The sequence below is a fragment of the Micromonospora sp. NPDC005710 genome (assembly GCF_040630995.1).
Lineage (GTDB): Bacteria > Actinomycetota > Actinomycetes > Mycobacteriales > Micromonosporaceae > Micromonospora.
This window is the reverse complement of the sequence record NZ_JBEXYP010000015.1, coordinates 87,270-109,517: the sequence shown is the minus strand read 5'-3', so window position 1 is coordinate 109,517 and position 22,248 is coordinate 87,270. Positions and strand designations below refer to the sequence as shown.

General features: G+C 70.9%; 21 protein-coding genes. 7 read left to right on the top strand and 14 right to left on the bottom strand.

Going from position 1 to position 22,248, the window contains the following annotated elements; genetic code table 11:
• Nucleotides 1-12: 12 nt before the first annotated feature.
• From rpsI to ABZ406_RS21000, 8 genes are all read right to left on the bottom strand, one after another.
• On the bottom strand, nt 13-495 hold the full coding sequence (rpsI, locus tag ABZ406_RS21035) for a 30S ribosomal protein S9 (protein WP_357764050.1): 483 nt from the start codon (nt 493-495) through the stop codon (nt 13-15).
• Between the two features lie 20 nt (nt 496-515).
• Complete coding sequence (rplM, locus tag ABZ406_RS21030) at nt 516-959, bottom strand: 50S ribosomal protein L13 (protein WP_053653864.1); 444 nt, start codon at nt 957-959, stop codon at nt 516-518.
• 209 nt (nt 960-1,168) lie between these two features.
• Nucleotides 1,169-2,551 (bottom strand): nitrate/nitrite transporter, encoded by a 1,383-nt coding sequence (locus ABZ406_RS21025; RefSeq protein WP_357764046.1) that lies wholly within the window; start codon nt 2,549-2,551, stop codon nt 1,169-1,171.
• A gap of 143 nt (nt 2,552-2,694) precedes the next feature.
• A complete protein-coding gene (locus ABZ406_RS21020) occupies nt 2,695-2,988 on the bottom strand; it encodes a type II toxin-antitoxin system PemK/MazF family toxin (RefSeq protein WP_357764043.1) in 294 nt (97 codons plus the stop codon).
• Nucleotides 2,978-3,235 carry a DUF6364 family protein gene (locus ABZ406_RS21015; RefSeq protein WP_088950199.1) on the bottom strand — a complete coding sequence of 86 codons (258 nt, stop codon included), beginning with the start codon at nt 3,233-3,235 and terminating at the stop codon, nt 2,978-2,980. Before ABZ406_RS21015 ends, ABZ406_RS21020 begins: the two co-directional genes overlap by 11 nt.
• An 89-nt stretch (nt 3,236-3,324) precedes the next feature.
• Nucleotides 3,325-4,020 carry a methyltransferase domain-containing protein gene (locus ABZ406_RS21010; RefSeq protein WP_357764040.1) on the bottom strand — a complete coding sequence of 232 codons (696 nt, stop codon included), beginning with the start codon at nt 4,018-4,020 and terminating at the stop codon, nt 3,325-3,327.
• Nucleotides 4,021-4,157: 137 nt separating this feature from the next.
• The gene (locus ABZ406_RS21005; protein WP_357764037.1) at nt 4,158-4,358 is read right to left on the bottom strand and encodes a DUF397 domain-containing protein; all 201 of its coding nucleotides are present in this window, start codon (nt 4,356-4,358) and stop codon (nt 4,158-4,160) included.
• A complete protein-coding gene (locus tag ABZ406_RS21000; RefSeq protein ID WP_357764034.1) occupies nt 4,349-5,116 on the bottom strand; it encodes a DUF5753 domain-containing protein in 768 nt (255 codons plus the stop codon). The genes ABZ406_RS21005 and ABZ406_RS21000 overlap by 10 nt, the downstream gene beginning before the upstream one ends.
• Nucleotides 5,117-5,424: 308 nt before the next feature.
• Here ABZ406_RS21000 and ABZ406_RS20995 point away from each other — a divergent pair, with 308 nt between their 5' ends.
• The 6 genes from ABZ406_RS20995 (at nt 5,425) to ABZ406_RS20970 (ending at nt 13,713) form a co-directional block, all read left to right on the top strand.
• Nucleotides 5,425-5,712 carry a hypothetical protein gene (locus tag ABZ406_RS20995; RefSeq protein WP_357764240.1) on the top strand — a complete coding sequence of 96 codons (288 nt, stop codon included), beginning with the start codon at nt 5,425-5,427 and terminating at the stop codon, nt 5,710-5,712.
• Between the two features lie 481 nt (nt 5,713-6,193).
• Nucleotides 6,194-8,326, top strand: a complete 2,133-nt coding sequence (locus ABZ406_RS20990; RefSeq protein WP_357764031.1) for a molybdopterin oxidoreductase family protein — start codon at nt 6,194-6,196, stop codon at nt 8,324-8,326.
• On the top strand, nt 8,323-9,762 hold the full coding sequence (locus tag ABZ406_RS20985; protein WP_357764028.1) for an FAD-dependent oxidoreductase: 1,440 nt from the start codon (nt 8,323-8,325) through the stop codon (nt 9,760-9,762). The genes ABZ406_RS20990 and ABZ406_RS20985 overlap by 4 nt, the downstream gene beginning before the upstream one ends.
• A complete protein-coding gene (gene nirB, locus ABZ406_RS20980) occupies nt 9,759-12,281 on the top strand; it encodes a nitrite reductase large subunit NirB (RefSeq protein WP_357764025.1) in 2,523 nt (840 codons plus the stop codon). The genes ABZ406_RS20985 and nirB overlap by 4 nt, the downstream gene beginning before the upstream one ends.
• On the top strand, nt 12,278-12,625 hold the full coding sequence (gene nirD, locus ABZ406_RS20975) for a nitrite reductase small subunit NirD (protein WP_357764022.1): 348 nt from the start codon (nt 12,278-12,280) through the stop codon (nt 12,623-12,625). Before nirB ends, nirD begins: the two co-directional genes overlap by 4 nt.
• Entirely contained in the window at nt 12,625-13,713 is a 1,089-nt protein-coding gene (locus ABZ406_RS20970; protein WP_357764020.1) for a uroporphyrinogen-III synthase, read from the top strand. The genes nirD and ABZ406_RS20970 overlap by 1 nt, the downstream gene beginning before the upstream one ends.
• A gap of 73 nt (nt 13,714-13,786) precedes the next feature.
• Here ABZ406_RS20970 and ABZ406_RS20965 read toward each other — a convergent pair whose 3' ends face one another.
• The 4 genes from ABZ406_RS20965 to ABZ406_RS20950 form a co-directional block, all read right to left on the bottom strand.
• The gene (locus ABZ406_RS20965) at nt 13,787-14,410 is read right to left on the bottom strand and encodes an ATP/GTP-binding protein (protein ID WP_030329978.1); all 624 of its coding nucleotides are present in this window, start codon (nt 14,408-14,410) and stop codon (nt 13,787-13,789) included.
• On the bottom strand, nt 14,391-14,756 hold the full coding sequence (locus tag ABZ406_RS20960; RefSeq protein WP_124778091.1) for a DUF742 domain-containing protein: 366 nt from the start codon (nt 14,754-14,756) through the stop codon (nt 14,391-14,393). The genes ABZ406_RS20965 and ABZ406_RS20960 overlap by 20 nt, the downstream gene beginning before the upstream one ends.
• An 89-nt stretch (nt 14,757-14,845) precedes the next feature.
• A complete protein-coding gene (locus tag ABZ406_RS20955) occupies nt 14,846-15,253 on the bottom strand; it encodes a roadblock/LC7 domain-containing protein (protein WP_007465177.1) in 408 nt (135 codons plus the stop codon).
• On the bottom strand, nt 15,250-18,393 hold the full coding sequence (locus ABZ406_RS20950; RefSeq protein WP_357764017.1) for a sensor histidine kinase: 3,144 nt from the start codon (nt 18,391-18,393) through the stop codon (nt 15,250-15,252). The genes ABZ406_RS20955 and ABZ406_RS20950 overlap by 4 nt, the downstream gene beginning before the upstream one ends.
• A gap of 444 nt (nt 18,394-18,837) precedes the next feature.
• On the opposite strand from ABZ406_RS20950, the gene ABZ406_RS20945 reads away from it, so the two are divergent.
• Nucleotides 18,838-20,016 carry an ABC transporter substrate-binding protein gene (locus ABZ406_RS20945; protein WP_357764014.1) on the top strand — a complete coding sequence of 393 codons (1,179 nt, stop codon included), beginning with the start codon at nt 18,838-18,840 and terminating at the stop codon, nt 20,014-20,016.
• A gap of 135 nt (nt 20,017-20,151) precedes the next feature.
• On the opposite strand, the gene ABZ406_RS20940 is transcribed toward ABZ406_RS20945, so the two are convergent.
• Both ABZ406_RS20940 and ABZ406_RS20935 read right to left on the bottom strand, forming a co-directional pair.
• Complete coding sequence (locus ABZ406_RS20940) at nt 20,152-21,009, bottom strand: ABC transporter permease (protein WP_357764011.1); 858 nt, start codon at nt 21,007-21,009, stop codon at nt 20,152-20,154.
• Between the two features lie 103 nt (nt 21,010-21,112).
• Nucleotides 21,113-22,144, bottom strand: a complete 1,032-nt coding sequence (locus ABZ406_RS20935) for an ABC transporter substrate-binding protein (RefSeq protein WP_357764008.1) — start codon at nt 22,142-22,144, stop codon at nt 21,113-21,115.
• Between the last annotated feature and the right edge of the window lie 104 nt (nt 22,145-22,248).

Here is a 22,248-nt window from a genome sequence, read left to right as displayed (position 1 = left end):
CGCTGGGAAAGATCAGCGCTTCGAGTACTGGGGAGCCTTACGGGCCTTCTTGAGGCCGTACTTCTTGCTCTCCTTGACCCGGGCGTCACGGGTGAGGAAGCCGGCCTTCTTCAGGGCCGGGCGGTCATCCGGCTCGTTGATGATCAGCGCGCGGGCGATGCCCAGCCGCAACGCACCGGCCTGGCCGGTGGTGCCGCCGCCACGCAGGTTGGCGATCACGTCGAACTGCTCGAGCTTCTCGGCGGTGACCAGCGGGTCCTTGATGAGCTGCTGGTGCACCTTGCTCGGGAAGTAGGCCTCGAGGTCCTGGCCGTTGCAGGTGATCTTGCCGGTGCCGGGGACGATGCGGACCCGGACGATGGCCTCCTTGCGGCGGCCCACGGTCTGGATCGGCCGGTCACCATGAGGCGCACGGGCGACGGGCGCGGGCGCCTCGGTGACCTCGGTGGCCTCGACGGCTTCCGGAGCGACCTCGGTCTCGGTGATGTCGGTCATGCTGCTTCCTTCGCCCGCGCTCACTGCGCGATCTGCTTGATCTCGAACGGCACCGGCTGCTGCGCGAGGTGCGGGTGCTCGGCACCGGCGTAGACCTTCAGCTTCTTGATGAGCTGACGGCCGAGCTTGTTGTGCGGGAGCATCCCCTTCACAGCCAGCTCGATGGCCCGCTCGGGGCGCTTGGTCAGCAGCTCGTCGTAGCCGATCTGCTTCAGACCACCCGGGTAACCGGAGTGGCGGTAAGCGACCTTGGTCTGGCGCTTGTTGCCGGTCAGCGCAACCTTGCCCGCGTTCACGATGACGACAAAGTCGCCCGTGTCGACGTGCGGCGCGAAAGTCGGCTTGTGCTTACCACGCAGCAACGTGGCGGCGTGGGTGGCCAGGCGGCCCAGCACGACATCAGAGGCGTCGATGACGTGCCACTGACGCTCGATCTCACCCGGCTTCGGGCTGTACGTACGCACAGGTCTACCTTGTCTCGTCGTCGGTCTGGGGTCGCGCGCCGAGGTGACCAGATCTTGCAGGCCGGACCAGCGCGCACGAACGACCAAGCGTACCTGATGGGGCACGCCTCTGGATGTCGTACAACAGCAGGCAACGTTACCCGCCGCCCGGTCCGCAGGTCAAAACGGGGGTGCGGTCCCGCGCGGCGACGCGCCGAGGGTGGTTCAGCTCACACGTCTGCGAGTCGACCGGCCCTCGGACGACGGTAGACGACCCAGGTGATCACGAAGCACAACGCGTACCAGCCGATGAAGGCAAGGTAGGCGGCGTCGGCGTTGCCCGAGCTGAGGAACGACTGGCGGAACGACACGTTCACCAGCACCCCACCGAAGGCGCCCACCGCACCCGCCACGCCGATCAGCGCGCCGGTCATCCGCCGCGCCCACCGGGCGGCGACCTCCGGATCACGCTGACCGGTGGCCACCGCGTCCGCCGCCCGGGCCCGGAAGATCGCCGGGATCATCTTGTAGGTGGACCCGTTGCCGATGCCGGAGAAGACGAACAGGGCCAGGAAACCGGCCAGGTAGAGCCCGAACGAGCGCTCCCGGGCCGCGTACAGCACGGTGCTCGCGCCGGCCGCCATCGCCACGAAGTTCCAGAAGGTCACCCGGGCCCCGCCCAACCGGTCGGCGAGGTGCCCACCCAGGGGCCGGATCAGCGAGCCGACGAGCGGGCCGAGGAACGTCAGCCAGGCGGCATCGACGGGGGTGGGGAACCGCTCGGCGAACTGGAGCTGGAGCACCTGACCGAAGGCGAACCCGAAGCCGATGAACGAGCCGAACGTGCCGATGTAGAGCAGCGACATCACCCAGGTGTGCGGGTCGCGGGCCGCCTCCCGCAACGCGCCCGGCTCGTTGCGCGCCCCCGGCACGGTGTCCAACCAGCGGGCCGCCGCCAGCGCCGCCAACACGATCAGCGGCAGGTAGACCGCCGGCACCAACCGGGGGTGCGCGGCGCCGGCGGTGGCCAGGACCGCCAGACCGACGAGCTGCACGGCGGGTACGCCCAGGTTGCCGCCACCGGCGTTGAGCCCGAGCGCCCGGCCCTTGAGCCGAGACGGATAGAACAGGTTGATGTTCGCCATCGAGGAGGCGAAGTTGCCGCCGCCGACCCCGGTGAGGCAGGCGAGCACCATCAGTGTGGAGTAGGACACCCCGGGTTCCAGCAGCACCGTCATCGGCACCGCGGGCACCAGCAGCAGCAGTGCGCTGATGATCGTCCAGCGACGTCCGCCGAAGCGGGCCACCGCCAGCGTGTACGGCAGTCGCAGCACCGCGCCGAGCGCAGCCGGCACGGCGGTGAGCAGGAACTTCCCGGCCGGATCGATGCCGTACGCGGGGCCGAGGAAGAGCACTGTGACCGACCAGAGGCTCCACACCGAGAAGCCGACGTGCTCCGCGAAGATCGAGACCCAGAGGTTGCGCCGGGCGATCGGCGCGCCGGTGGTCTGCCAGAAGTCCGGGTCCTCGGGGCGCCAGTCGTGCAGTGGTTGCCGACGACCGGTGACGGCAGGCGGCTCGGCGGTGACTGCGGTGCTGGTGAGCGTGCTCACGGCGGCTCCTCCTCGTCGGTGTGACGTGGGGAAACGCTAGGAACGCCCGGTTACCTGGCAGTGCCCGTCCCGGGTCGGGCCGGAAACGGCTGTCGCACCACGGGCCGGCGGCGATGGTGAGCACGTCGCCCCGGTCCGCGCGGTCAGAGTTGCTGGAGGATGCGCAGCGCGCGGCCGACCTTCAGCATGGTGTCGGTGTCGGCGACGTCCACGCACTCGGTGAACCACTTCTTCATGGGTGAGGAGATCCGGTCGGGCATCACCACGAACCGCCCCATCGACACGGCGAGTGGTGAGTCCCGGAGCAACGACTCCTCGACCACCTCTGCCACGATCACGATTGGCACGTCGGTGGAGTTGTAGACGTCCGAGCTGATCACGAGACCGAGGCGTTCCCGGGCGCCCTCGATGCGCCAGATCTCACCCCTACGCAGCACGCGGCCGTCCGCCGGAGAGCAGGTCGTTGACCATGCCCACCTCGCGGGCGTCGGCGAGGGCGGCGGACTCCAGATCGAGGCCGGCACGGCCCACGGCGGCGGCGTGCGCGGTGAAGACCTCGCGCAGCGCCTTCTCCCGGGCGGCCTGGTCCATCCACGCGGAGAGCGACAGCCCTTCGCGCTTGGCGAACCGCCGCGCTTCCTCGATCGTCTCGTCAGTGAACGAGAGAGTCACCTTGGCAGTCATGCCGAGCAGATTACCCAGCGGTGTGACCAACAGTCATCCCCGCGTTCGGCGACTCTCCCCCGGCCGGCGAAACGCACATTCCGCCAGGCTCACCCGAGCCGGCCGCCGAACACCGCGAAACGCCACTCCTTGAAGTAGCAGTCGACGTCGACGAGGCCCGCCTCGGTGAGCCACCGGCACTGGTCGGCCACCGTCGCCGGCCGGTCGTGGCGCATCCGCTCCAGGGAGCCCGCGATCTCGTCGGGGGACGCACCCAGCTCGGTGATCCGCTCCAACCACACCTCGTCGTAACGCCGATCCAGCTCCGGGGTCGGGCCGGCGACCTGCTCGGCGTTGACGAACACCCCGCCCGGCACCAGCGCGGCGGCGGCCCGCCGGTAGAGCGCACGCTTGCCGGCGTCGTCCAGGTGGTGGATCGCCAGCGCGCTCACCACCGCGTCGTACCGGCCCGGCGGCAACTCGTCGGCCAGGTCGGCCTGGACCGCTCGGTGGGGCACGGACCGCGCGTCCAACTGGTCGGTGGCGCGGGCGAGCATCGCCGGAGCACCGTCCACCAGGGTCAACCGGACTCCGGGCACCGCGGCGGACAGCAGCAGCGAGAGCAGGCCGGTGCCCGCGCCCAGATCCAACACCTCCGGGGTACGCCCCGCGGCGAGCGCGGCGCGCAGCGGCGGCGCGGCCACCTGGACGGCGGTGCCGTAGAAGCTGTCGAAGCACGGGATAAGCCGCCTGCGTGCCTCGTCGTAGGTGCCGGCCACCGCGTCGAACACGTCCGTCACGCTCATCGCTATCTCCCAAACTTTGAGACAGTTTTCCCACATTATAAGCGCTCCGGAGCGAGCGGACCTCATCCTGAACGCACGAAAGACCCCCGGCTCCGTGGGATTTCCAGGGACGCCGGGGGCAGGTGGTGCTGCGTTGGTCAGCCGACGGGGCCGATCGCCTTCGCCAGGTCGACGAAGCCGGCCCATGCCGCCGGGGCGAAGGTCAGCGTCCCGCCGTCGCGATCTTTGGTGTCGCGGACGAGGACAACGCCGCAAAGGTTGTCAGCAACCTCGACGCACGAGCCTCCGTTGTTGCCGCTCTTCGTGCTCTTACGCCACTGCGCGCCGGTCAGGTCCATGATTCTGCTGCTTTCCTGATCAGGTCGAGGGACTGTTGACGGGAAAGAGCTTCGCTTCTGATGCGTTCCCACCTGTGATTCAGCGTAGCAATGTCCGCAGCTCCATTAAGGATCTGCGCCCGCACCTGGCTGTCGATGTGTGCGACCTGCCCGCCGTCGGGCAACTCGGCCACGATGAACCCGCCGCCAAGGCCCGGATACATCCCGACGTCCTGCGGCACTACGAGCACCTGAACAGCGGGCAGTGCCGCGCACTGCGCAAGGTGTGCGACCTGCTCACGCATCAACGATCGGTCGCCATACGCCGATTGGTACAGGACCAGTTCGTGGATGACTGCGACGAGGAGGGGTGGACGTTCGCGGCGGAGGATGGCCTGGCGGTCGATGCGAGAGGCGACCACATCGTCAACTTCGCCAAGCGTCAACGCTTCGCCTGCCAACGTCGCCCGCGCATACGTGTCCGTCTGCAGAAGGCCGGGCACCCAGGTGTGCTCGAACCACCGAATCGCAAGGGCTTCGCGTTCCCAGTCGACCCACTCACGCAGCCATTGGGGCTCGCGCCGCTTGAGGACATCTGGCCAGAGGTCCCCAACGTCCCTCCCGAGGAGCGCGGCCAGCTTTGCGCGCCGACGGGGCTGCGGCACGCGTCCCGGGCTTATCCACCGCGCCGCCGTCTTTGGATCTACCCCCGTCTGAGCTGCAAGACTTTCGGCTGTCTCGCCAGCTTCGGCCATGGCCACTTGAAGCGCATGATTCATCCCGCCTCCACGATGAACGTCCCGAACGTCCCCGGGAATAGAGCTACGTCGTGTACTGATCCCATCGCTCTCGGCAATGTAACCGGCAAGCGGCGCGGCCGGTAGGGACCTGAGACCCGGCGGGCGCGTTCATGTCGGGGCCGCCCTGGCCTGACGCAGATCTTGGACAATTCCCGTTATGCCGTAACGGAAAGTGTCCAAGATCTCGACGGGTGAGCAGCACGGGGCGGCCTCTTCCCACAGTGACGACCAGGGGAGAGAGCGCCGTGCCGGATGAGCCGCCCGATCGGAGACCCGCGCCGAAGCCCATGCAGCAGAAGCCGCACACGGGTGACGTCCTGCACCTGACCCGTGCGGCGAGCGTGCAGTTCCTGCGCCCGATCGTCGTCCGGGTGATTCGCGTTCTCGACTGGCCGACGTACGACGGGTGGTTGTGGATCGATGGTTACCAGCTCGGCGCGAATGGTGACGCGGTCGCGCGCCGGTCCCTGTTCGTGATGCCGGCGGGCCTGATCTGGTCGGACCCGCCCGCCCCGGCGGCACCGCGCCCGACCACCCGCACGCCAGTGAAGCGCGGTCCGGTGAGTGTGCGATGAGCCGCCGACCCCGGCGCCCGCACCAGCCGATGCGCCCGGCGTGGCTCTGCCGTAACTGTGCGGCGCCCTGGCCGTGTGCGCCGGCTCAGCTTCACCTCGCGACCGAGTTCTACGGTCATTCGATCGCCCTGGCGTTCTACCTGGCGGCGAACATGCAGGACGCAATTCACGACCTGTACTCAGTGGGCCTTCACCCTGATCCGCGGGCGCTGCACGCCCGGTTCCTCGGCTGGCTGTCAGTGACCCGCCGACCACACCGCCACGACGTGCGCTGACCGCCCCGCGAGGTGAGGTGCGCTGCCGCTATGGAGCTGATGTCGCAAACGAATCAATCGCCGATGTCGCAAACGATTCAGCTCCACAGGCTCCGACTCACACCCGCCAACGCGCTCGCTGCCCCTGTGCGGTGTGAGGCCCACTTGACAGGACCGAAACAGAAGGGACCCGGACCGGAAACCGCCCGGCGGCACGCTTTCCCGACATGACAGACGGTGCACGGTCGGCAACTCCACCGGGGCGAACGCCCCGGGAGGTGGCGACGCACTGCCCGTACTGCGCCCTGCAGTGTGGGATGACCCTGCGGGCGGACGACGCCGGCGTGACGGTCCACCCGCGTCAGTTCCCCACCAATCGGGGCGGGCTCTGCCAGAAGGGTTGGACTGCCGCCGAACTGCTCGACCACCCGGAGCGACTGACCACCCCACTGGTGCGCGACTCGGTCACCGGCGCGCTGCACCCGGCAAGTTGGGACGTCGCGCTCGACCGGGTGGTCGCCGGCATCCGCGCCGTGCAGGACGACGCCGGCCGGGACGCCGTCGCCGTCTTCGGTGGCGGGGGGCTGACCAACGAGAAGGCGTACGCGTTGGGGAAGTTCGCCCGGATCGGGCTGCGCACCCGACACATCGACTACAACGGGCGGTTCTGCATGTCCTCGGCGGCGGCCGCCGGGATGCGCGCCTTCGGCATCGACCGGGGGCTGCCGTTCCCCCTCGCCGACCTGGGCCGGGCCGACACCCTGCTGCTGGTCGGGGCGAACCCGGCCGAGACCATGCCGCCGCTGGTGCGCTGGCTCACCGAGCAGCGCCGCAACGGCGGAAAGCTGATCGTCATCGACCCCCGGGTCACCGCCACCGCCCGACAGGCGGACCTGCACCTGCAACCGCTGCCCGGCACCGACCTCGCGGTGGCAAACGCGCTGCTGCACATCGCCCTCACCGAGGGCTGGGTCGACCGGGCCTACGTGGCCGACCGCACCACCGGCTTCGACGCGGTCCGCCGTGGCGTCGCCGCCTGGTGGCCGGCCCGCGCCGAACAACTCTCCGGGGTGCCGGTGGCCGACCTGGAGGCGACCGCCCGCGCGCTCGGCACCGGCGGTCGCGTGATCATCCTGACCGCCCGTGGCGCCGAGCAGCACGCCAAAGGGGTGGACACCGTCACCGCGTACGTCAATCTCGCTCTCGCCCTCGGTCTGCCCGGCCGCGACGGCTCCGGGTACGGCTGCATCACCGGCCAGGGCAACGGCCAGGGCGGTCGGGAGCACGGGCAGAAGGCCGACCAGCTCCCCGGCTACCGGCGGATCGACGACCCGGCCGCCCGGGAGCACGTGGCCGGGGTCTGGGGCGTGCCCGCCGACGAGCTGCCCGGCCCGGGGGTGCCCGCCTACCAACTGCTCGACTCGCTCGGCACTCCGAACGGCCCTCGCGCGTTGCTGGTGTTCGGGTCGAACCCGGTGGTCTCGGCACCCCGGGCGGCCCGGATCGAGGGCCGACTGCGCGACCTCGACCTGCTCGTCGTCGCCGACCTCCTGCTGTCCGAGACGGCCGCGTTGGCGGACGTGGTGCTGCCCACCGCTCAGTGGGCCGAGGAGGACGGCACCATGACCAACCTCGAAGGTCGGGTGCTGCGTCGGCGTGCGCTGCGGCCGCCCCCGCCGGGGGTCCGGACCGACCTCGCCATCATCGCCGACCTGGCGGCGCGGCTGGCCCCCGACGAGGCCGCGGCCACCGTCGCTGCGGCCCGGTTCCCGGCCGACCCCTCTGTCGTCTTCGCCGAGCTGCGTCGCGCCTCCGCCGGTGGGGCCGCCGACTACGCCGGCATCAGCTGGGAGCGGATCGACGCCGACGACGGGGTCTACTGGCCCTGCCCGACCGAGGACGGGCCGGACACACCCCGACTCTTCGCCGAGACGTTCGCCACCCCCGACGGCCGGGCCCGCTTTCACAACGTCGACCACCGACCGGCCGCCGAGCAGGTCTGCGCCACCTACCCGCTGCACTTCACCACCGGCCGGGTGCTGGCCCAGTACCAGTCGGGCACCCAGACCCGACGCGTGGCCGCGCTGCGGCGCGCCGCACCGGAGGCGTTCGTCGAACTGCACCCCGACCTGGCCGCCCGGCTGGGCATCGACGACGGCGACCCGGTCCGGGTCACCTCACGCCGGGGCGAGTTCCGCGCACCGGCCCGGCTCAGCACCGGCATCCGACCCGACACCGTGTTCGCCCCGTTCCACTACGCGGGGGCGGGACGCGCCAACTCGGTGACGAACGACGCGGTGGACCCGATCTCCGGGATGCCCGAGTTCAAGATCTGCGCGGTACGGGTGGAGAAGGCATGACCGGCCGGGTGGTGATCGTCGGCAACGGGATGGCGGGCGCGCGCCTCGCCGGTGAGCTGCACGCCCGGGAGGGAGACCGGAAGGTCACAGTGCTCGGGGCGGAGCCGCACCGCGCGTACAACCGGATCCTGCTCTCCACACTGCTGGCCGGCCGGATCGACGAGCCGGACGTGGAGCTGACCGAAGCCGCCGGTCACGGCGTCGACAGGCGCAGCGGCGTCCCGGTGATCGCGGTGGACAGGCCCGCCCGGGAGGTCCGCACCGGGGACGGCGAACGCATCGGGTACGACCACCTGGTGCTGGCCACCGGCGCCCGGGCGGTGGTGCCGGCGCTGCCCGGCCTCGACCCGGCGAACCTTCCGGAGCGGGTGGTTCCCTTCCGGACCCTCGACGACTGCCGGCGGATCCTCGCCGCCGCAGACGGCGCCCGCACCGCGCTGGTGCTCGGCGGCGGGCTGCTCGGGCTGGAGGCCGCCCGAGGGCTGGCCACCAGAGGGCTGGCCACCACAGTCGTGCACCCGCGGGCACACCTGATGGAACGGCAACTGGACCCGGCGGCCGGCGCGGTCCTCGCGGGCACGCTCGGCGGTCTCGGCGTCACAGTCGAACTGGGGGTGTCGGCGACAGCCGTGACCGCGGACGCCGACGGTGTCCGCCTCGACCTGGCCGACGGCCGATCGCTGCACGCCGACCTGCTGGTGCTGTCCTGCGGCGTACGCCCGGACACCGCCCTCGCGCAGGCCGCCGGGCTGGCGGTGCGACGCGGCGTGGTGGTGGACGACAGGCTCCGCACCACCGACAGGTGCATCTCGGCGATCGGCGACTGCGCCGAACACGACGGTGTGCTCACCGGGCTGGTCGCACCCGCCTGGGCCCAGGCCCAGGTGCTCGCCGACGTGCTGACCGGGACGGACCCCCTGGCCCGGTACCGGCCCCGGCCGGTGGTGACCCGGCTGAAGGCCGCCGGCATCGATCTGGCCTCGATGGGCGACGCGGCCGGTGGCGGGCCGGGCGAGGAGCTGACCTTCGCCGACCCGACCCGGGGCACGTACGCACGGCTGCGGATCCGGGACGAGCGGCTGATCGGCGCGATCCTGCTCGGCGACAACCCGGCGGTCGGCACGGTGATCCAACTCTTCGACCGTGGTCACCCGGTCCCGACCGACCGGCGGGCGCTGCTGCTCGGCCGGGCACTCGGCGCGGCCGGAGCGACCCCGGCCGCCTCACCGGCGCTGATGCCGGACGCGGCAACGGTCTGTCAGTGCAACACGGTGAGCAAGGGCGCGCTGGTCAGAAGCTGGCGCTCCGGCGCCCGGACTGTCGATGCGGTGGTGGCCGCGACCCGGGCCGGCACCGGCTGCGGCGGATGCCGGGACGCGGTGAGCGGCATCGTCGACTGGCTGAGCCAGGCGGAATCGGTGGAGGTGGCGCGATGAACGGCGGCGACCTGATCGTCATCGGCAACGGCATGGTCGGGCAGCGTTTCGTGGACGCGCTGCGCGCCCGTGACCCCCACGGAGGCTGGCGGGTGACGGTGCTGGCCGAGGAGGGCCGCCCGGCGTACGACAGGGTGCGGCTCTCGGCGTACTTCGACGGGGTGAGTGAGAGCGACCTCAACCTGCACACGCCGGACGACGGGGTGCGGCTGCGACTCGGCGAGCCGGCGACCGCCGTCGACCGGGACCGACGGGTGGTGACCACCGCCGTCGGCGAATACCGCTACGACGCACTGGTGCTGGCCACCGGGTCGTACGCGTTCGTGCCGCCGGTGGCCGGCACGGAACTGCCCGGGGTCTTCGTCTACCGGACCCTCGACGACCTGGCGGCGATCAGGGAGTACGCGCGGGGCCGGCGGGCCGGGGCGGTGATCGGTGGTGGGCTGCTCGGTCTGGAGGCCGCCAACGCCCTGCGGCTGCTGGGCCTGAGCACCGACGTGGTCGAGTTCGCGCCCCGGTTGATGCCGGTGCAGGTGGACCAGGCCGGCGGTGCGCTGCTGCGCCGCTACGTCGACGATCTGGGCGTACGGACGCATCTCGGGGTGGCGACCACCGCGATCCGTTCCGGCCCGGACGGCGGCGTCGCGGCAGTGGAACTCTCCGACGGCACCGCCCTCGACGCCGATCTGGTGGTGGTGGCCGCCGGCATCCGACCCCGGGACCGGTTGGCCCGGGACGCCGGTCTGCCGTTGGGTCCGCGCGGCGGGGTTCTCGTCGACGCGACCTGCCGTACCGCCGACGAACGGATCTGGGCCGTCGGCGAGTGCGCCGCTGTCGACGGCACCTGCCACGGTCTGGTCGCACCCGGGTACGCGACGGCCGAGGTGGTGGCCGATCGGCTGGTCGGCGGCGCGGCGACCTTCCCGGGCGCGGACACCGCCACCAAACTCAAGCTGCTCGGCGTCGACGTGGCCTCGTTCGGTGACGCCCACGGCACCACCGAGGGCTGCCTGGACGTCACGTTCACCGACCCGGCCACCCGGGTCTACGCGAAGCTCGTCCTCTCCGACGATGCGCACACCCTGCTCGGCGGGGTGCTCGTCGGCGACGCCAGCGCGTACCCGACGCTGCGCGCCAGTGTGGGCGGCCCGCTGCCGGCCGCGCCGCTGGCGCTGCTCGCCCCCGACGGTGGCGGCGCGGACGCCGGGGCGTTGCCCGCCACCGCGCAGGTCTGCTCCTGCAACGCGGTGACCAGGGGCGACGTGGACGCCGCCATCGCCGACGGGTGCGCGGACGTGCCGGCGTTGAAGGCGTGCACCCGGGCGGGCACCAGCTGCGGCTCGTGTGTGCCGATGCTGAAGCAGCTCCTCGACGCGGCCGGGGTGGCGCAGTCCAGCGCTCTCTGCGAGCACTTCGACGTCAGCCGGAGGGAGCTGTTCGAGGTCATCCGGGTGCGCGGCATCCGCACCTTCTCCCGGCTGGTCGCCGAGCACGGTCGAGGCCGCGGCTGCGACATCTGCAAGCCGGTGGTGGCGTCGATTCTCGCCTCGCTGGGCAGCGGGCACGTGCTCGACGGCGAACAGGCGTCGTTGCAGGACACCAACGACCATTTTCTGGCCAACCTGCAACGCGACGGCAGCTACTCGGTGGTGCCCCGGATCCCCGGCGGCGAGATCACCCCGGAGAAGCTGATTGTGATCGGCGAGGTCGCCAGGGACTTCCAGCTCTACACGAAGATCACCGGTGGGCAGCGGATCGACCTGTTCGGGGCGCGGGTGGAGCAGCTACCGCAGATCTGGCGGCGGCTCGTCGACGCCGGCTTCGAGTCCGGTCACGCGTACGGCAAGGCGCTGCGCACTGTGAAGTCGTGCGTGGGCGAAACCTGGTGCCGGTACGGGGTACAGGACTCGGTGGGGCTGGCCGTCGCCCTGGAGCTGCGCTATCGCGGGCTACGCGCGCCGCACAAGCTCAAGTCGGCGGTCTCCGGTTGCGCCAGGGAATGCGCGGAGGCCCGCAGCAAGGACTTCGGCATCATCGCCACCGAGACCGGCTGGAATCTCTACGTCGGCGGCAACGGTGGCTTCCGACCCCGACACGCCGACCTGTTCGCCACTGATCTGTCGACCGAAGCGCTGTTTCAAACAATCGATAGATTCTTGATGTACTACATCCGTACCGCCGACCGGCTGCAACGCACCGCCGGCTGGATCGAGGCGATGGACGGCGGCCTCGACCACCTGCGCTCGGTGATCGTGGACGACTCGCTCGGGCTCTGCGCGGACCTCGACGCGGCGATGTCCCGGCACGTGTCGTCGTACTCCGACGAGTGGCGGGACGTCCTGGACGACCCGGAGCGGCTGCGCCGCTACACCTCGTTCGTCAACGCCCCCGACGTGCCCGACCCGTCGATCACCTTCACCCGGGAGCGCGGCCAGCCAGTGCCCGTGCGCGCTGACGGTCCGCCCGGCGGTCACCGCCCGCAACCCGTCACGCTCGGCCTTCCGGAGGTACGGCGATGAACCAGACCAGCACACTCGACTGGACGGTCGTCTGCGCCCTGCACCGGTTGGAACCGGACCGGGGCGTGGCCGCCCTTGTCGACGGGATGCAGATCGCCCTCTTCCGGACGGCCGACGAGCTGTTCGCCATCGACAACCGCGATCCGGTCTCCGGGGCGTACGTGCTGTCCCGGGGCATCGTCGGCAGCCGCGGCGGAGTGCCGACGGTCGCCTCACCGCTGCACAAGCAGGTGTACGACCTGCGCAGCGGGCACTGTCTCGACCTGCCCGGGGTGGCCGTGGCCCGCCACGAGGCACGTTGCCGCGACGGGCTGGTCGAGGTGCGGCTGCGACAGGAGGGTTGATGCGCGAAGAACTGGCGGGCTTCACCATCGGGGTGACCGCCGACCGGCGGCGCGACGAGTTGGCCGCGCTGCTCGAACGTCGCGGTGCCCGGGTGGTGCTCGCCCCGGCGCTGCGGATCGTGCCGCTGTCCGACGACACCGAGCTGCGCGAGGCGACCCGCGCCTGCCTCAACCAGCCGCCGGACATCCTGATGGCCAACACCGGCATCGGCATGCGCGGCTGGTTGGAGGCGGCCGAGGGCTGGGGGCTGGCCGAGCCGCTGCGTTCCGTGCTGGCCAGCTCGTACGTGGTGGCGCGCGGCCCGAAGGCACGCGGCGCGATCCGGGCGGCCGGGCTGCACGACCAGTGGTCGCCCGCGTCGGAGAGCTGCGACGAGGTGGTCGACCACCTGCGTCGGCGTGGCGTGGCCGGGCAGGTGATCGCCATGCAGTTACACGGCGAGCGGCAGCCCGAGTGCACTCTCGCGCTGGAGGCGGCGGGCGCCACCGTCATCGAGGTGCCCGTCTACCGCTGGGCGCCGCCCACCGACCCGGCACCGCTGCACCGGTTGATCGACCTGATCGCCGGTCGACTGGTGGACGCGGTGACGTTCACCTCGGCGCCGGCGGCCGAGGCGTTGTTGCGGGCCGCCGGTGACCGCACCGACGCGGTGCTGGCCGCGTTGCGCGGTGACGTGCTGGCCAGCTGCGTCGGCGCGGTGACCGCCGAGCCGCTGCTGCGGCGCGGGGTGCCGGTGAGCGCACCCGGCCGGGCCCGGTTGGGCGCGCTGGTACGGACGATCGTCGACGAGTTGCCCCGCCGGACCATGACGTTCAAGGCCGGGGGGCACCTGCTCACGTTGCGCGGGCACGCCGCGGTGATCGACGGCGAGCTGCGGCCACTCGCGCCCGCGCCGATGGCGGTGCTGCGGGCGCTGGCCCAGTCACCGGGCCGGGTGCTGTCCCGTACGGCGTTGCTGCGGACACTGCCCCGGGGCGCGGACGAGCACGCCGTGGAGATGGCTGTGGCCCGGCTACGGGCCGGCCTGCGCGCGCCCCGCGTGGTGCAGACGGTGGTGAAGCGCGGCTACCGGCTCCGGGTCGACTGAACGCGTCACGCGGCCCCGGGCTCGACTGAACGCGTCACGGCCGGCCGTCGCGCGCCGGCCGTGACGCGACTGTTCAGCCGACCGGCGTCGGAAAACCCCGCCCGTGCTCGGACTGGAGGCGGAGCATGGCGTGCTCGACCACAGTCACCAGCACCTGCTTGACCGAGTCCCGCTGCCGGGCGTCGGTCATCACCAGCGGCACCTGCGGTGAGATGGCCAGCGCCTCGCGGACCTCCTCCGCCTCGTACTGCGGTGCGCCGTCGAACTTGTTGAGCGCCACCACGTACGGCAGGTTGCGGTTCTCGAAGTAGTCCAGCGGGGCGAACGCGTCGGTGATCCGGCGGGTGTCCACCAGCACGGCGGCACCCACCGCCCCCCGGATGATCTCGTCCCACATGAACCAGAACCGGGTCTGACCCGGCGTACCGAAGAGGTACAGGATCAGGTCCTGGGCCATGGTGATCCGGCCGAAGTCCATGGCGACCGTTGTGGTCTCCTTGCCCGGCACCTTCGACGGATCGTCGATGCCGACGCCCGCCGCGGTCATCAACGCCTCGGTGGTCAGCGGTGTGATCTCGGAGATCGCCCCGACCAGTGTCGTCTTGCCAACGCCGAAGCCGCCCGCGACGACGATCTTCGCGGAGACGATTCCCCGGCCTGGCCGCCCCCCTGCGGGGTCATAGCCTGCGAAGTCCACTTAGCACCCTTCCAAGCAGTTCCATCCGCTCCTCGAACCCCTCGGCGGGAGCAGCAGTGTGTAACGTCAGCAGGCTCTCGGCCACCATGTCGGCGACCAACACCCGGGCGACGCCCAGCGGCATCCGGGTATACGCGGCGATCTCCGCCAGCGACTGTGCTCGGCCCTCACAGACCGTGGCGATGCGGTGCTTGTCATGCCCGGCGAAGCGGGACTCGGCGACCTGGGTGAGAGAGGCGGTCAGGACTGCCTCGAGGGCGATGTCCTGCCGAGGCTCGGTACGACCGCGGGTGACCGCGTACGGACGCACCAGTGCGCCGCGCGGGTCAGCGCGTCGTTGGTCCATCCCCGATCACCTCCTCGTCCCGTGCCGAGCCGGACTGCGCCGCCTCTCGTCCCTGGTCCGGCGCTCGGATCGAGCGCCGCCTTCCGGTGCTAAGAACGCACCGCGTCACGGGGCAGCGGCACCAGCGCGGCACCCACCCGCTCCACCAGCAGCGCCATCTCGTAGCCCACCTGGCCCACGTCGCAGCTCCGCGCGGCCAGCACAGCCATCGAGGAGCCGTCGCTGATCGACATCAGGAAGAGATACCCGCTGTCCATCTCGATGACTGTCTGCAACACCCCGCCCGCGCTGAACATCCGGGCCGCGCCCTCGGTCAGGCTCACCACCCCGGAGGTGATCGCGGCGAGCTGGTCCGCCCGGTCCCCCGGCAGATCCCGGGAGGACGCGAGCAGCAGCCCGTCGGCGGACACCGCCACCACGTGGGCGATACCCGCCACGCTGTCGGCGAAGTTGGTGAGCAGCCAACCCATGTCCTGCATGGCAGCTGGCCTGTTCATCGGCTCTCCTTGGTCGAGGTGCTGTTCAGGTCCGTTCCGGCCGTCCGACCGCGCTGCACACCACGGTGGTAGGCCGACAGCAGGCCACGTACTTCGTCCGGGGTCCGCCGGCTGCGGTCCCGGCCGCTCTTCGGTTCGATGCCACCGGGCACGAGCTGCGCCTGCGGCACCCGCTTGGGCAACCCGGAGCGGGTGGTCCCGGCGGGAGCCGGCTCGGCAGCCCGGCTGGCCCGGGACCAGCCCTCGTCGGCAGCCGTACGCCAGGCCTCCGGGTCTGGGGCCGGCGCGGCCGGCGCGGCCGGAGCCGGCCGGGCGGCAGCCGGGGGCGGGTTGTACGACGGTGGTGCCGACGGCCGTGTTCCGAATCCGTCCATCGTGGCTCCGAGACCGTCGGCGCCGGGGGCGGCAGTGCCGTCGGTGCCGGAGCTGCCCGGGGTACGGGTCGGCAGCTTCGGTCGGGCCGGTGACGCGGCCGGCACGGGCGCGGCGCTCGGCTGGGCGCCGTTGCCGGTGCGCAGGCCGGCGTCGGCCGCCGTGGTGGCGGGCGCGGGTGGCTCGTCGAAGTTGGGTCGGGTGAAGATCGCGGTGGCGTCGTCGCCGTGCGACCGGAACCAGACCGCCTCCATCTCCCGGAAGATCGGAGCCTCGGCCGGGAAGTCGGGCCGGGTGCTCACCGGTGCGGCCGGCACCGACGGTGCGGCCGGCGGTGCGACCACGCCGGGCCCGGCGACCGGTCCGACCGGAAGGCCGCCGTGAACACCGCTCCCGTCCGCAACGTCCGCCATCGAACCGCGCCGAGGCAGCGGGTCGACTGTCGGGTAGGCCACTGTCGGGCTGCCCAGTGAGGCACCCAGGCCGCTGCCGTAGGCCGGCCGGGCCGGCGGGAGCGGAGCGGCGGGTGCCGGCGCGGGTGCGGCGGCCGCGGGTGGCATGGTCGAGCGCGGCCCGGTGTAACCACCCGCCTGAACGGCCGGGGTGGTGTCCCGCGAGTCCAGCGGCGACTGCCACTGGGCGGGTGCCGGCGTGCTGGTCCGCCACTGGTCGGGCAGCGTCGCCGCCGCCGTGGCCGCACCGGCGAACTGCTCGGCGTGACCGACCGGCGTGAGCGGGTTCTGCTCCACCGCCATCGGCTGACGCGGCCGGGTGAGCACCTGCTCGCGACCCCGGTTGCTGGGAAGCACCACGGTGGCGGCGGGCAGCGTCACCTGGGCGACGGTGCCACCCTCGACGTTGCGGCGCAGCTCCACCCGGATGCCGTAGCGGGAGGCCAGCCGAGAGACCACGGCCAGACCCATCAGCCGGAACGCGGCGACGTCGACGCTCGGCGGCGCGGCCAGCCGACGGTTGAGCGAGTCGAGCTGCTCGTCGGTGAGGCCGAGACCACGGTCCTCGATCTGGATCAGGACGTAGTCGCGGATCCGCCGACCGTCGGCGACGACAGTGGTGTTCGGCGGCGAGAACCGGGTGGCGTTGTCGAGAAGTTCGGCGACGAGACGTACCACGTCGTTCACCGCGTGCGCGGCCACCGAGATGTCGGTGTCGACGGTCCCGAACTCGATGCGGTTGTACAGCTCCACCTCGGACTGGGCGGCGCGCAGGACATCCACCACCAACGCGTCCTCACGACGCGGTACGGCGGAGTCGGCACCGGCCAGGACCAGCAGGTTCTCGTCGTTGCGGCGCATTCGGGTGGCCAGGTGGTCCAGTTCGAAGAGCTGCGCGAGCCGCTTCGGGTCCTCCTCGCCGCGCTCGATCGCGTCCAGCTCGCCGATCATCCGGTCGACCAGGGTCTGACTGCGGCGGGCCAGGTTGAGGAACATCGCCGAGACGCTGGTACGCAGTGCCGCCTGCTCGGCGGCGACCCGCACCGCCTCCCGGTGGACGACGTTGAAGGCCAACGCCACCTGACCGACCTCGTCGCGGGTGTTGAGCTGGATGGGGTCGCGGACCTGTCGGACGATCTCTTCCACCCCGCCGTCACCGACGCTGCCCATGTTCTGCAGCCGCTGCACGGCGTCGGGCAGGTCGTGGTTGGCCACCGAGAGGGCGCCCTCCCGCAGCCGGCGCAGCGAGTGGTTGAGCGAGCGGGCCAGCACCACGGCCAGCGACACGGCGATGATCAGGGTGAGCAGCACCAGGATCGACTCGACCACTGCCTGCCGGATGACGTCCGAGCGTGCCTGGTCGGCCTGCTGGAGCAGCCGGTCCTGCAGTTGGATCTCGGCCCAGCGCATCAGGTCGTTCACGGCGCCGATGGCGGCTGTGGCGTCCTGCGCGGTGACCAGGGGGCGCTGCCCGACCGAGCGGCTGATGTCGGTGGCCACCCGGTCGGCGAGGCCGACCGCGTCACCGGAGACGGTGCTGTCGACGAGGGCACGCTGCACCGGGTCGGCCGCCAGAGAGAAGGCGACCAGGGCCTCCTGCTGGCCTGTCAACGTTGCCACGAAGGAGGAGAACTGCTCCGGGTCGAGCTGACCGGCGGTCAGCGCGGTGAAGGCCACCGCCTCTTCCTCGGCCACCGAGGCCTTGGCGCGGGCGAAGGCGGAGACCGCACGGCGGCTGTCCGCCAGGCTCTCCGAGCCGGGCAGCTGGGCCAGGCCGTCACCGTACGAGACCAGGTCGGTGAGGATGACTCCGTAGCGGAGCACCGCCTCGGCGACGGCCATCTGCCGACGGTCCAGCACTTCCTGACGGGTGCCGTCCAGGGTGGCCAGGTGGTCGTCGATGGCTGTCAACCGGTCCCGCAGGGCGGCCGGCACCTCGCCGATCTGGCCTCGCTCGGAGCGGTAGCGGTCCACCTGCTGCTGCGTCTGGCGGACCCGCAGGTTGTACGCGTCGGCCGGCTGCTGCGGATTCGCCAGGTAGGCGGCAGCGGCCATCCGTTCGGACTGGAGGTCCTGGGTGAGGGCGCTGACGTCGATGGAGAGGGCAGTCAGCGACCGGGCCCGAGTGGCGTCGAAGGCGCCCTCGCCGACGGAGATCAGACGGACCGTGGCCAGCGCGATCACCGCCGCCACCGGGACGACGAGGATCAGTGCCAACTTGGACCGGATCCGGGCGTCACGCAGCCTCGGCATCCGTCGGCGCGCACGCCGACTGCTGTCGCCGAGCGCGGGCAGGGTCGTCGGTCCGGTGCTCACGACATCGCCTCCGTCGTTTCTTCCCCGCCTGAGCCGCCGAGCCATGCCGTAAGCGGAGGGGACCACGCGCGGCACGGCCGCGATTTCATCAGAGATGATCCTGTTTGGGAAGCCGCAGTGAGGTAGGAAACGGTCGGACGGAGCGCATCCCGTGATCCGGGCAACTGATACCTTCATTTCCGCAAGCCCCTGAACAGGGCATGTAACTCCAGAGTGGTCACGCGTGTATGCAAAGTGAGCTTTTGCAAACATTGCGTTACCCCAGCATGTGGGATGGCCGTCCCGAAAATGCTGCCGGGGTCCGCGCTTGACCACAGCGCCGGCCATTGGCAAGGTTTTGCAGGCTTCGCGCACACCGTACGGCAGAGGAGATCCCGTCCTCCACTGAGGACGGATTAGCGGCGGTGACCGGGCAGCGCCCGCGCCCGCACCTGGAGGACTGAGTTGAGCCCCATCCGCACCGCGACCATCGCGGCGCTCGCATCGGCCGTAGTGGCCACCACGCTCACCGGCTGCCAGTTCGGCGAGGCAGAGAAGGACACGAGTCCGATCGTGATCGCCGCCGATCTCGAACTCTCCGGCGCCGCAGCCACGGTTGGCCGGACATACCAGCGCGCCCTCGAACTCAAGGTCGATCAGTTGAACGCCTCCGGAGCACTGAACGGCCGGAAGATCGACCTGAAGGTCAAGGACAACCGTTCCGACTCGGCCGAGTCACTTCGCAACATCGTCGACTTCAGCAGCGATTCGAAGGTCAGCGCCATCATCATGGGCGGCTGCAACGAATGCGCGGTCGGCGCGGTCGGGACCATCAACGAGAAGCGGATTCCCACCATTGCGCTCGCCGCTTCCGGCGCGATCGCCGCACCGGCCGCCGAACGGCGCTACGTGTTCAAGCTGGGCCCCAATGCCCAGGACAGCGCTGCCGCACTGACCACCGAACTGCGCCGCAACAACGTCCGCAAGGTGGGGATGCTGGTCAGCGACGACGATTACGGCCAGGAGGGCGCGACAGCGCTCAAGAACGAGCTGGACAAGGCGAACATCACGCTCCGGCAGCAGCGGGTCAAGAACACCGACACCGACGTCAGCCAGCAGGTCCAGCAGCTCGCATCGGGCAAGCCCGACGCGCTGGTCTTCTGGACCCCGCCGGAGCAGGCGACGCTGGCCGCGACCAGCGCCCAGCAGACCAGCTTCCGTAAGTCGATCTACTTCGACGCGGGTGCGGCCGGGGACCTCTTCCTCGGCGCTGCGGCCAAGGCGACCGAGAAGGCCACCCTGATCTTCACGCAGACCATGGTGATCGACGACGTGATCGCGACCACGCCGGCCAAGGCGGCGCGGCGGCAGTGGTTCCAGGACTACACGGCCCGCTTCGGCGGCTACAACGGCTCCTCGTCGTTCGCCGCGGACGCCGTTCAGTTGATCGCCGACGCCGAACTGCGCGCCGGCGGTGAGATCGGCAAGGTCGACCGCAACGGCATCCGGGACGTGCTGGAGACGTCCCAGATGGATGGTCTGTCCGGCCCGATCCGGATGACGCCTGACAACCACAGCGGCCTGATGCCGCAGGCGCTCACCACGCTTGTCGCCCGTAACGGCCGCTGGCGGTTGGCAGGGTAGACGCTCGGGCCTCCTGTCGTCTGGTCCCGGCGCTCTTCGTCGGCCACACCCTTTGCGCCAGCAGCGTCGATGAGGCGGGCCGGCCTCCCAGTGGGAGGCCGGCCCTACGCGTCTCCGGGTTGATCTCTCCTGTTGTCAGCGGCTGCTGGTGGTCTCTCTCACCCAGGGCAGGGCCATCCGCTCGATCAGCAGGAGCCCCGAGTAGAGCAGGATGCTCACCAGCGCCACCAGCATGATCGCCGCCCAGGCGGTGGCGGCGTCGCCGATGCCGGCGTACTGCGTGATGACGTAACCCAGGCCGCTCTCGCCGGCCTGGAACTCACCGATCACCGCACCGATCGCGGCCAGTGGCATGGCCACCTTGAGCCCGACGAAGATCTGCGGCAACGCGGCCGGGAAACGCACCTTGCGGAACGCCTGCCAACGGGACGCGTTCCAGGAACGCACCAGTTCGGCCAGGTCGGCCGGCGTGGTGGTCAACCCGGTCGCGGTGGAGAGCACGATCGGAAAGAAGCAGAGCAGGAACACCATGGTCAGGATCGGCTTCTGACCCCAGCCGAGCGCCACCACCAGCAGCGGGCCCAGCGTGATCTTCGGCACCGCGTTCACAGCGACGAGCAGCGGCGTGAACATCCGCTCCACGGTGCGGGAACTCGCCAGGGAGAGCCCGATCAGCACACCGGCGGCCACCGAGAGGGCGAAGCCGGTCAGGATCTCCAGCGTCGTGTCCCAGGTGTGCTCCAGCAGTTGGGCGGGCTTGTCGACGAACGCGCTGAACACGTCGCCGGGCGGCGGCAGGGCGAAGGGGTGGACCAGTTCCAGTCGGGCGATCAGCCACCACGCCGCCAACGCGACCAGGATGCCGCCAGCGGGAAGCACCGCATCGACCCCGGCCCGGAGACCGACACCTCGACCCGTGCGCCCCGCCTCGGGGCCGGGACCAGCGGGCGCGGGTTCCGCCACCGCCGGGTCCGCTGAACGGACGTCGGTCATCTCTGTCCTCCTCGAAATCCCACGGCCCGCCGCGGGCCGACAAGCGTCGGGGGTACGCCCCACCGGAACCGGCGGGACGTACCCCCTGATGACGAACGGACGATCAGGCCTTCGGCGCGAGGCTGAAGTCGATGATCTGCTCGGGGGTGATGTTCTGCTTCAGCGCACCGGCGCCCTGCAGGATGGCGATGCTCTTGGCGACCCGACCGCTGTCCAGGGTGCCGATCGCGGTGCCGCTGTTGCCGGAACGCACGTACGCGGCCATCAGCTCCAGCTCCGCGGCGGCGGCGACCGGGTTGGTGGCGTCGACGTTCTTCTTCAGGATGTCGGCGGCCTCCTTGGAGTTCGCCAGGCTGTACTCGAGGCCCTTGAGCAGCGCCGCGGTGAACTTCTTCACCATCTCGGGCTTCTCCTTGGCGGTCTTCGAGGAGGTGATCAGCACGTTGCCGTAGAGGTCCTGCATCACGTTGCTGTACGGCAGCATGACCGCCTTCTTCTTGGCCACCGCCTCGATCGTCGGCTGACCGACGACGAACTGACCGATGCCGTCCACCGACCCGCCGGCCAGCGTGCCGATCAGGTTCTGCGCCTCACCGTTGACCCAGGTCACCTTGCTCGCGTCCACGCCGGCGAGCCGGGCGTACGTCGGGAAGAGGTTGCGGACCACGGACCCGGGGGTGTCGGCGAGCTTCTTGCCCTCCAGGTCCTTCGGGGAGCTGATGTTCTTGCCCTCGACGGTGGCGATACCGGCCATGGTGCGCTGCTGGATCGCGGCCACCGCCGTGAAGTCCTTCGCCTGGCCGTTGCCGAGCTGGAGCAGGCCGCCGGTGAGGTCGATCGGGCCGAAGTCGGCCTGACCGCCGACGACGGTCTGGATCACGCCACCGGTGCCCTGACCGGCCTTGATCTCGACGTCGAAACCAGCTTCCTTGAAGAAGCCCTTGTCCTTGGCCACCCAGGCGTAGGAGTCACGCCCGAAGTTGCCGAACGAGGTGAGGTAGGTCACCTTCTGCAGCTTGTCGCCGCCGCCGCCCTTGGCATCGTCGGCCGAATCCGACCCGCTGCTGCAGGCGGAGACAAGGGCGAGGGCGGTGGCCAGCGCGGCCGTAGCGACCGTACGGGTCAGCCTTCTCATCAGTGCACCATGTCCTTTCCGACCGGGGCCGACAGGCCACCGGAGGGGGTTGTCGTGACGGGCCGGCAGGAGGGGTGGAAGCCGGGCGCCGCCGTCGTGAGGGG

Bases quoted from the DNA above. Each gene is read 5' to 3' on its own strand.
- rpsI (WP_357764050.1), bottom strand. From the start codon at position 495: ATGACCGACATCACCGAGACCGAGGTCGCTCCGGAAGCCGTCGAGGCC.
- ABZ406_RS21015 (WP_088950199.1), bottom strand. From the start codon at position 3,235: ATGACTGCCAAGGTGACTCTCTCGTTCACTGACGAGACGATCGAGGAA.
- ABZ406_RS21010 (WP_357764040.1), bottom strand. From the start codon at position 4,020: ATGAGCGTGACGGACGTGTTCGACGCGGTGGCCGGCACCTACGACGAG.
- ABZ406_RS21005 (WP_357764037.1), bottom strand. From the start codon at position 4,358: ATGGACCTGACCGGCGCGCAGTGGCGTAAGAGCACGAAGAGCGGCAAC.
- ABZ406_RS21000 (WP_357764034.1), bottom strand. From the start codon at position 5,116: ATGAATCATGCGCTTCAAGTGGCCATGGCCGAAGCTGGCGAGACAGCC.
- ABZ406_RS20995 (WP_357764240.1), top strand. From the start codon at position 5,425: ATGCAGCAGAAGCCGCACACGGGTGACGTCCTGCACCTGACCCGTGCG.
- ABZ406_RS20990 (WP_357764031.1), top strand. From the start codon at position 6,194: ATGACAGACGGTGCACGGTCGGCAACTCCACCGGGGCGAACGCCCCGG.
- ABZ406_RS20985 (WP_357764028.1), top strand. From the start codon at position 8,323: ATGACCGGCCGGGTGGTGATCGTCGGCAACGGGATGGCGGGCGCGCGC.
- nirB (WP_357764025.1), top strand. From the start codon at position 9,759: ATGAACGGCGGCGACCTGATCGTCATCGGCAACGGCATGGTCGGGCAG.
- nirD (WP_357764022.1), top strand. From the start codon at position 12,278: ATGAACCAGACCAGCACACTCGACTGGACGGTCGTCTGCGCCCTGCAC.
- ABZ406_RS20970 (WP_357764020.1), top strand. From the start codon at position 12,625: ATGCGCGAAGAACTGGCGGGCTTCACCATCGGGGTGACCGCCGACCGG.
- ABZ406_RS20960 (WP_124778091.1), bottom strand. From the start codon at position 14,756: ATGGACCAACGACGCGCTGACCCGCGCGGCGCACTGGTGCGTCCGTAC.
- ABZ406_RS20955 (WP_007465177.1), bottom strand. From the start codon at position 15,253: ATGAACAGGCCAGCTGCCATGCAGGACATGGGTTGGCTGCTCACCAAC.
- ABZ406_RS20940 (WP_357764011.1), bottom strand. From the start codon at position 21,009: ATGACCGACGTCCGTTCAGCGGACCCGGCGGTGGCGGAACCCGCGCCC.
- ABZ406_RS20935 (WP_357764008.1), bottom strand. From the start codon at position 22,144: ATGAGAAGGCTGACCCGTACGGTCGCTACGGCCGCGCTGGCCACCGCC.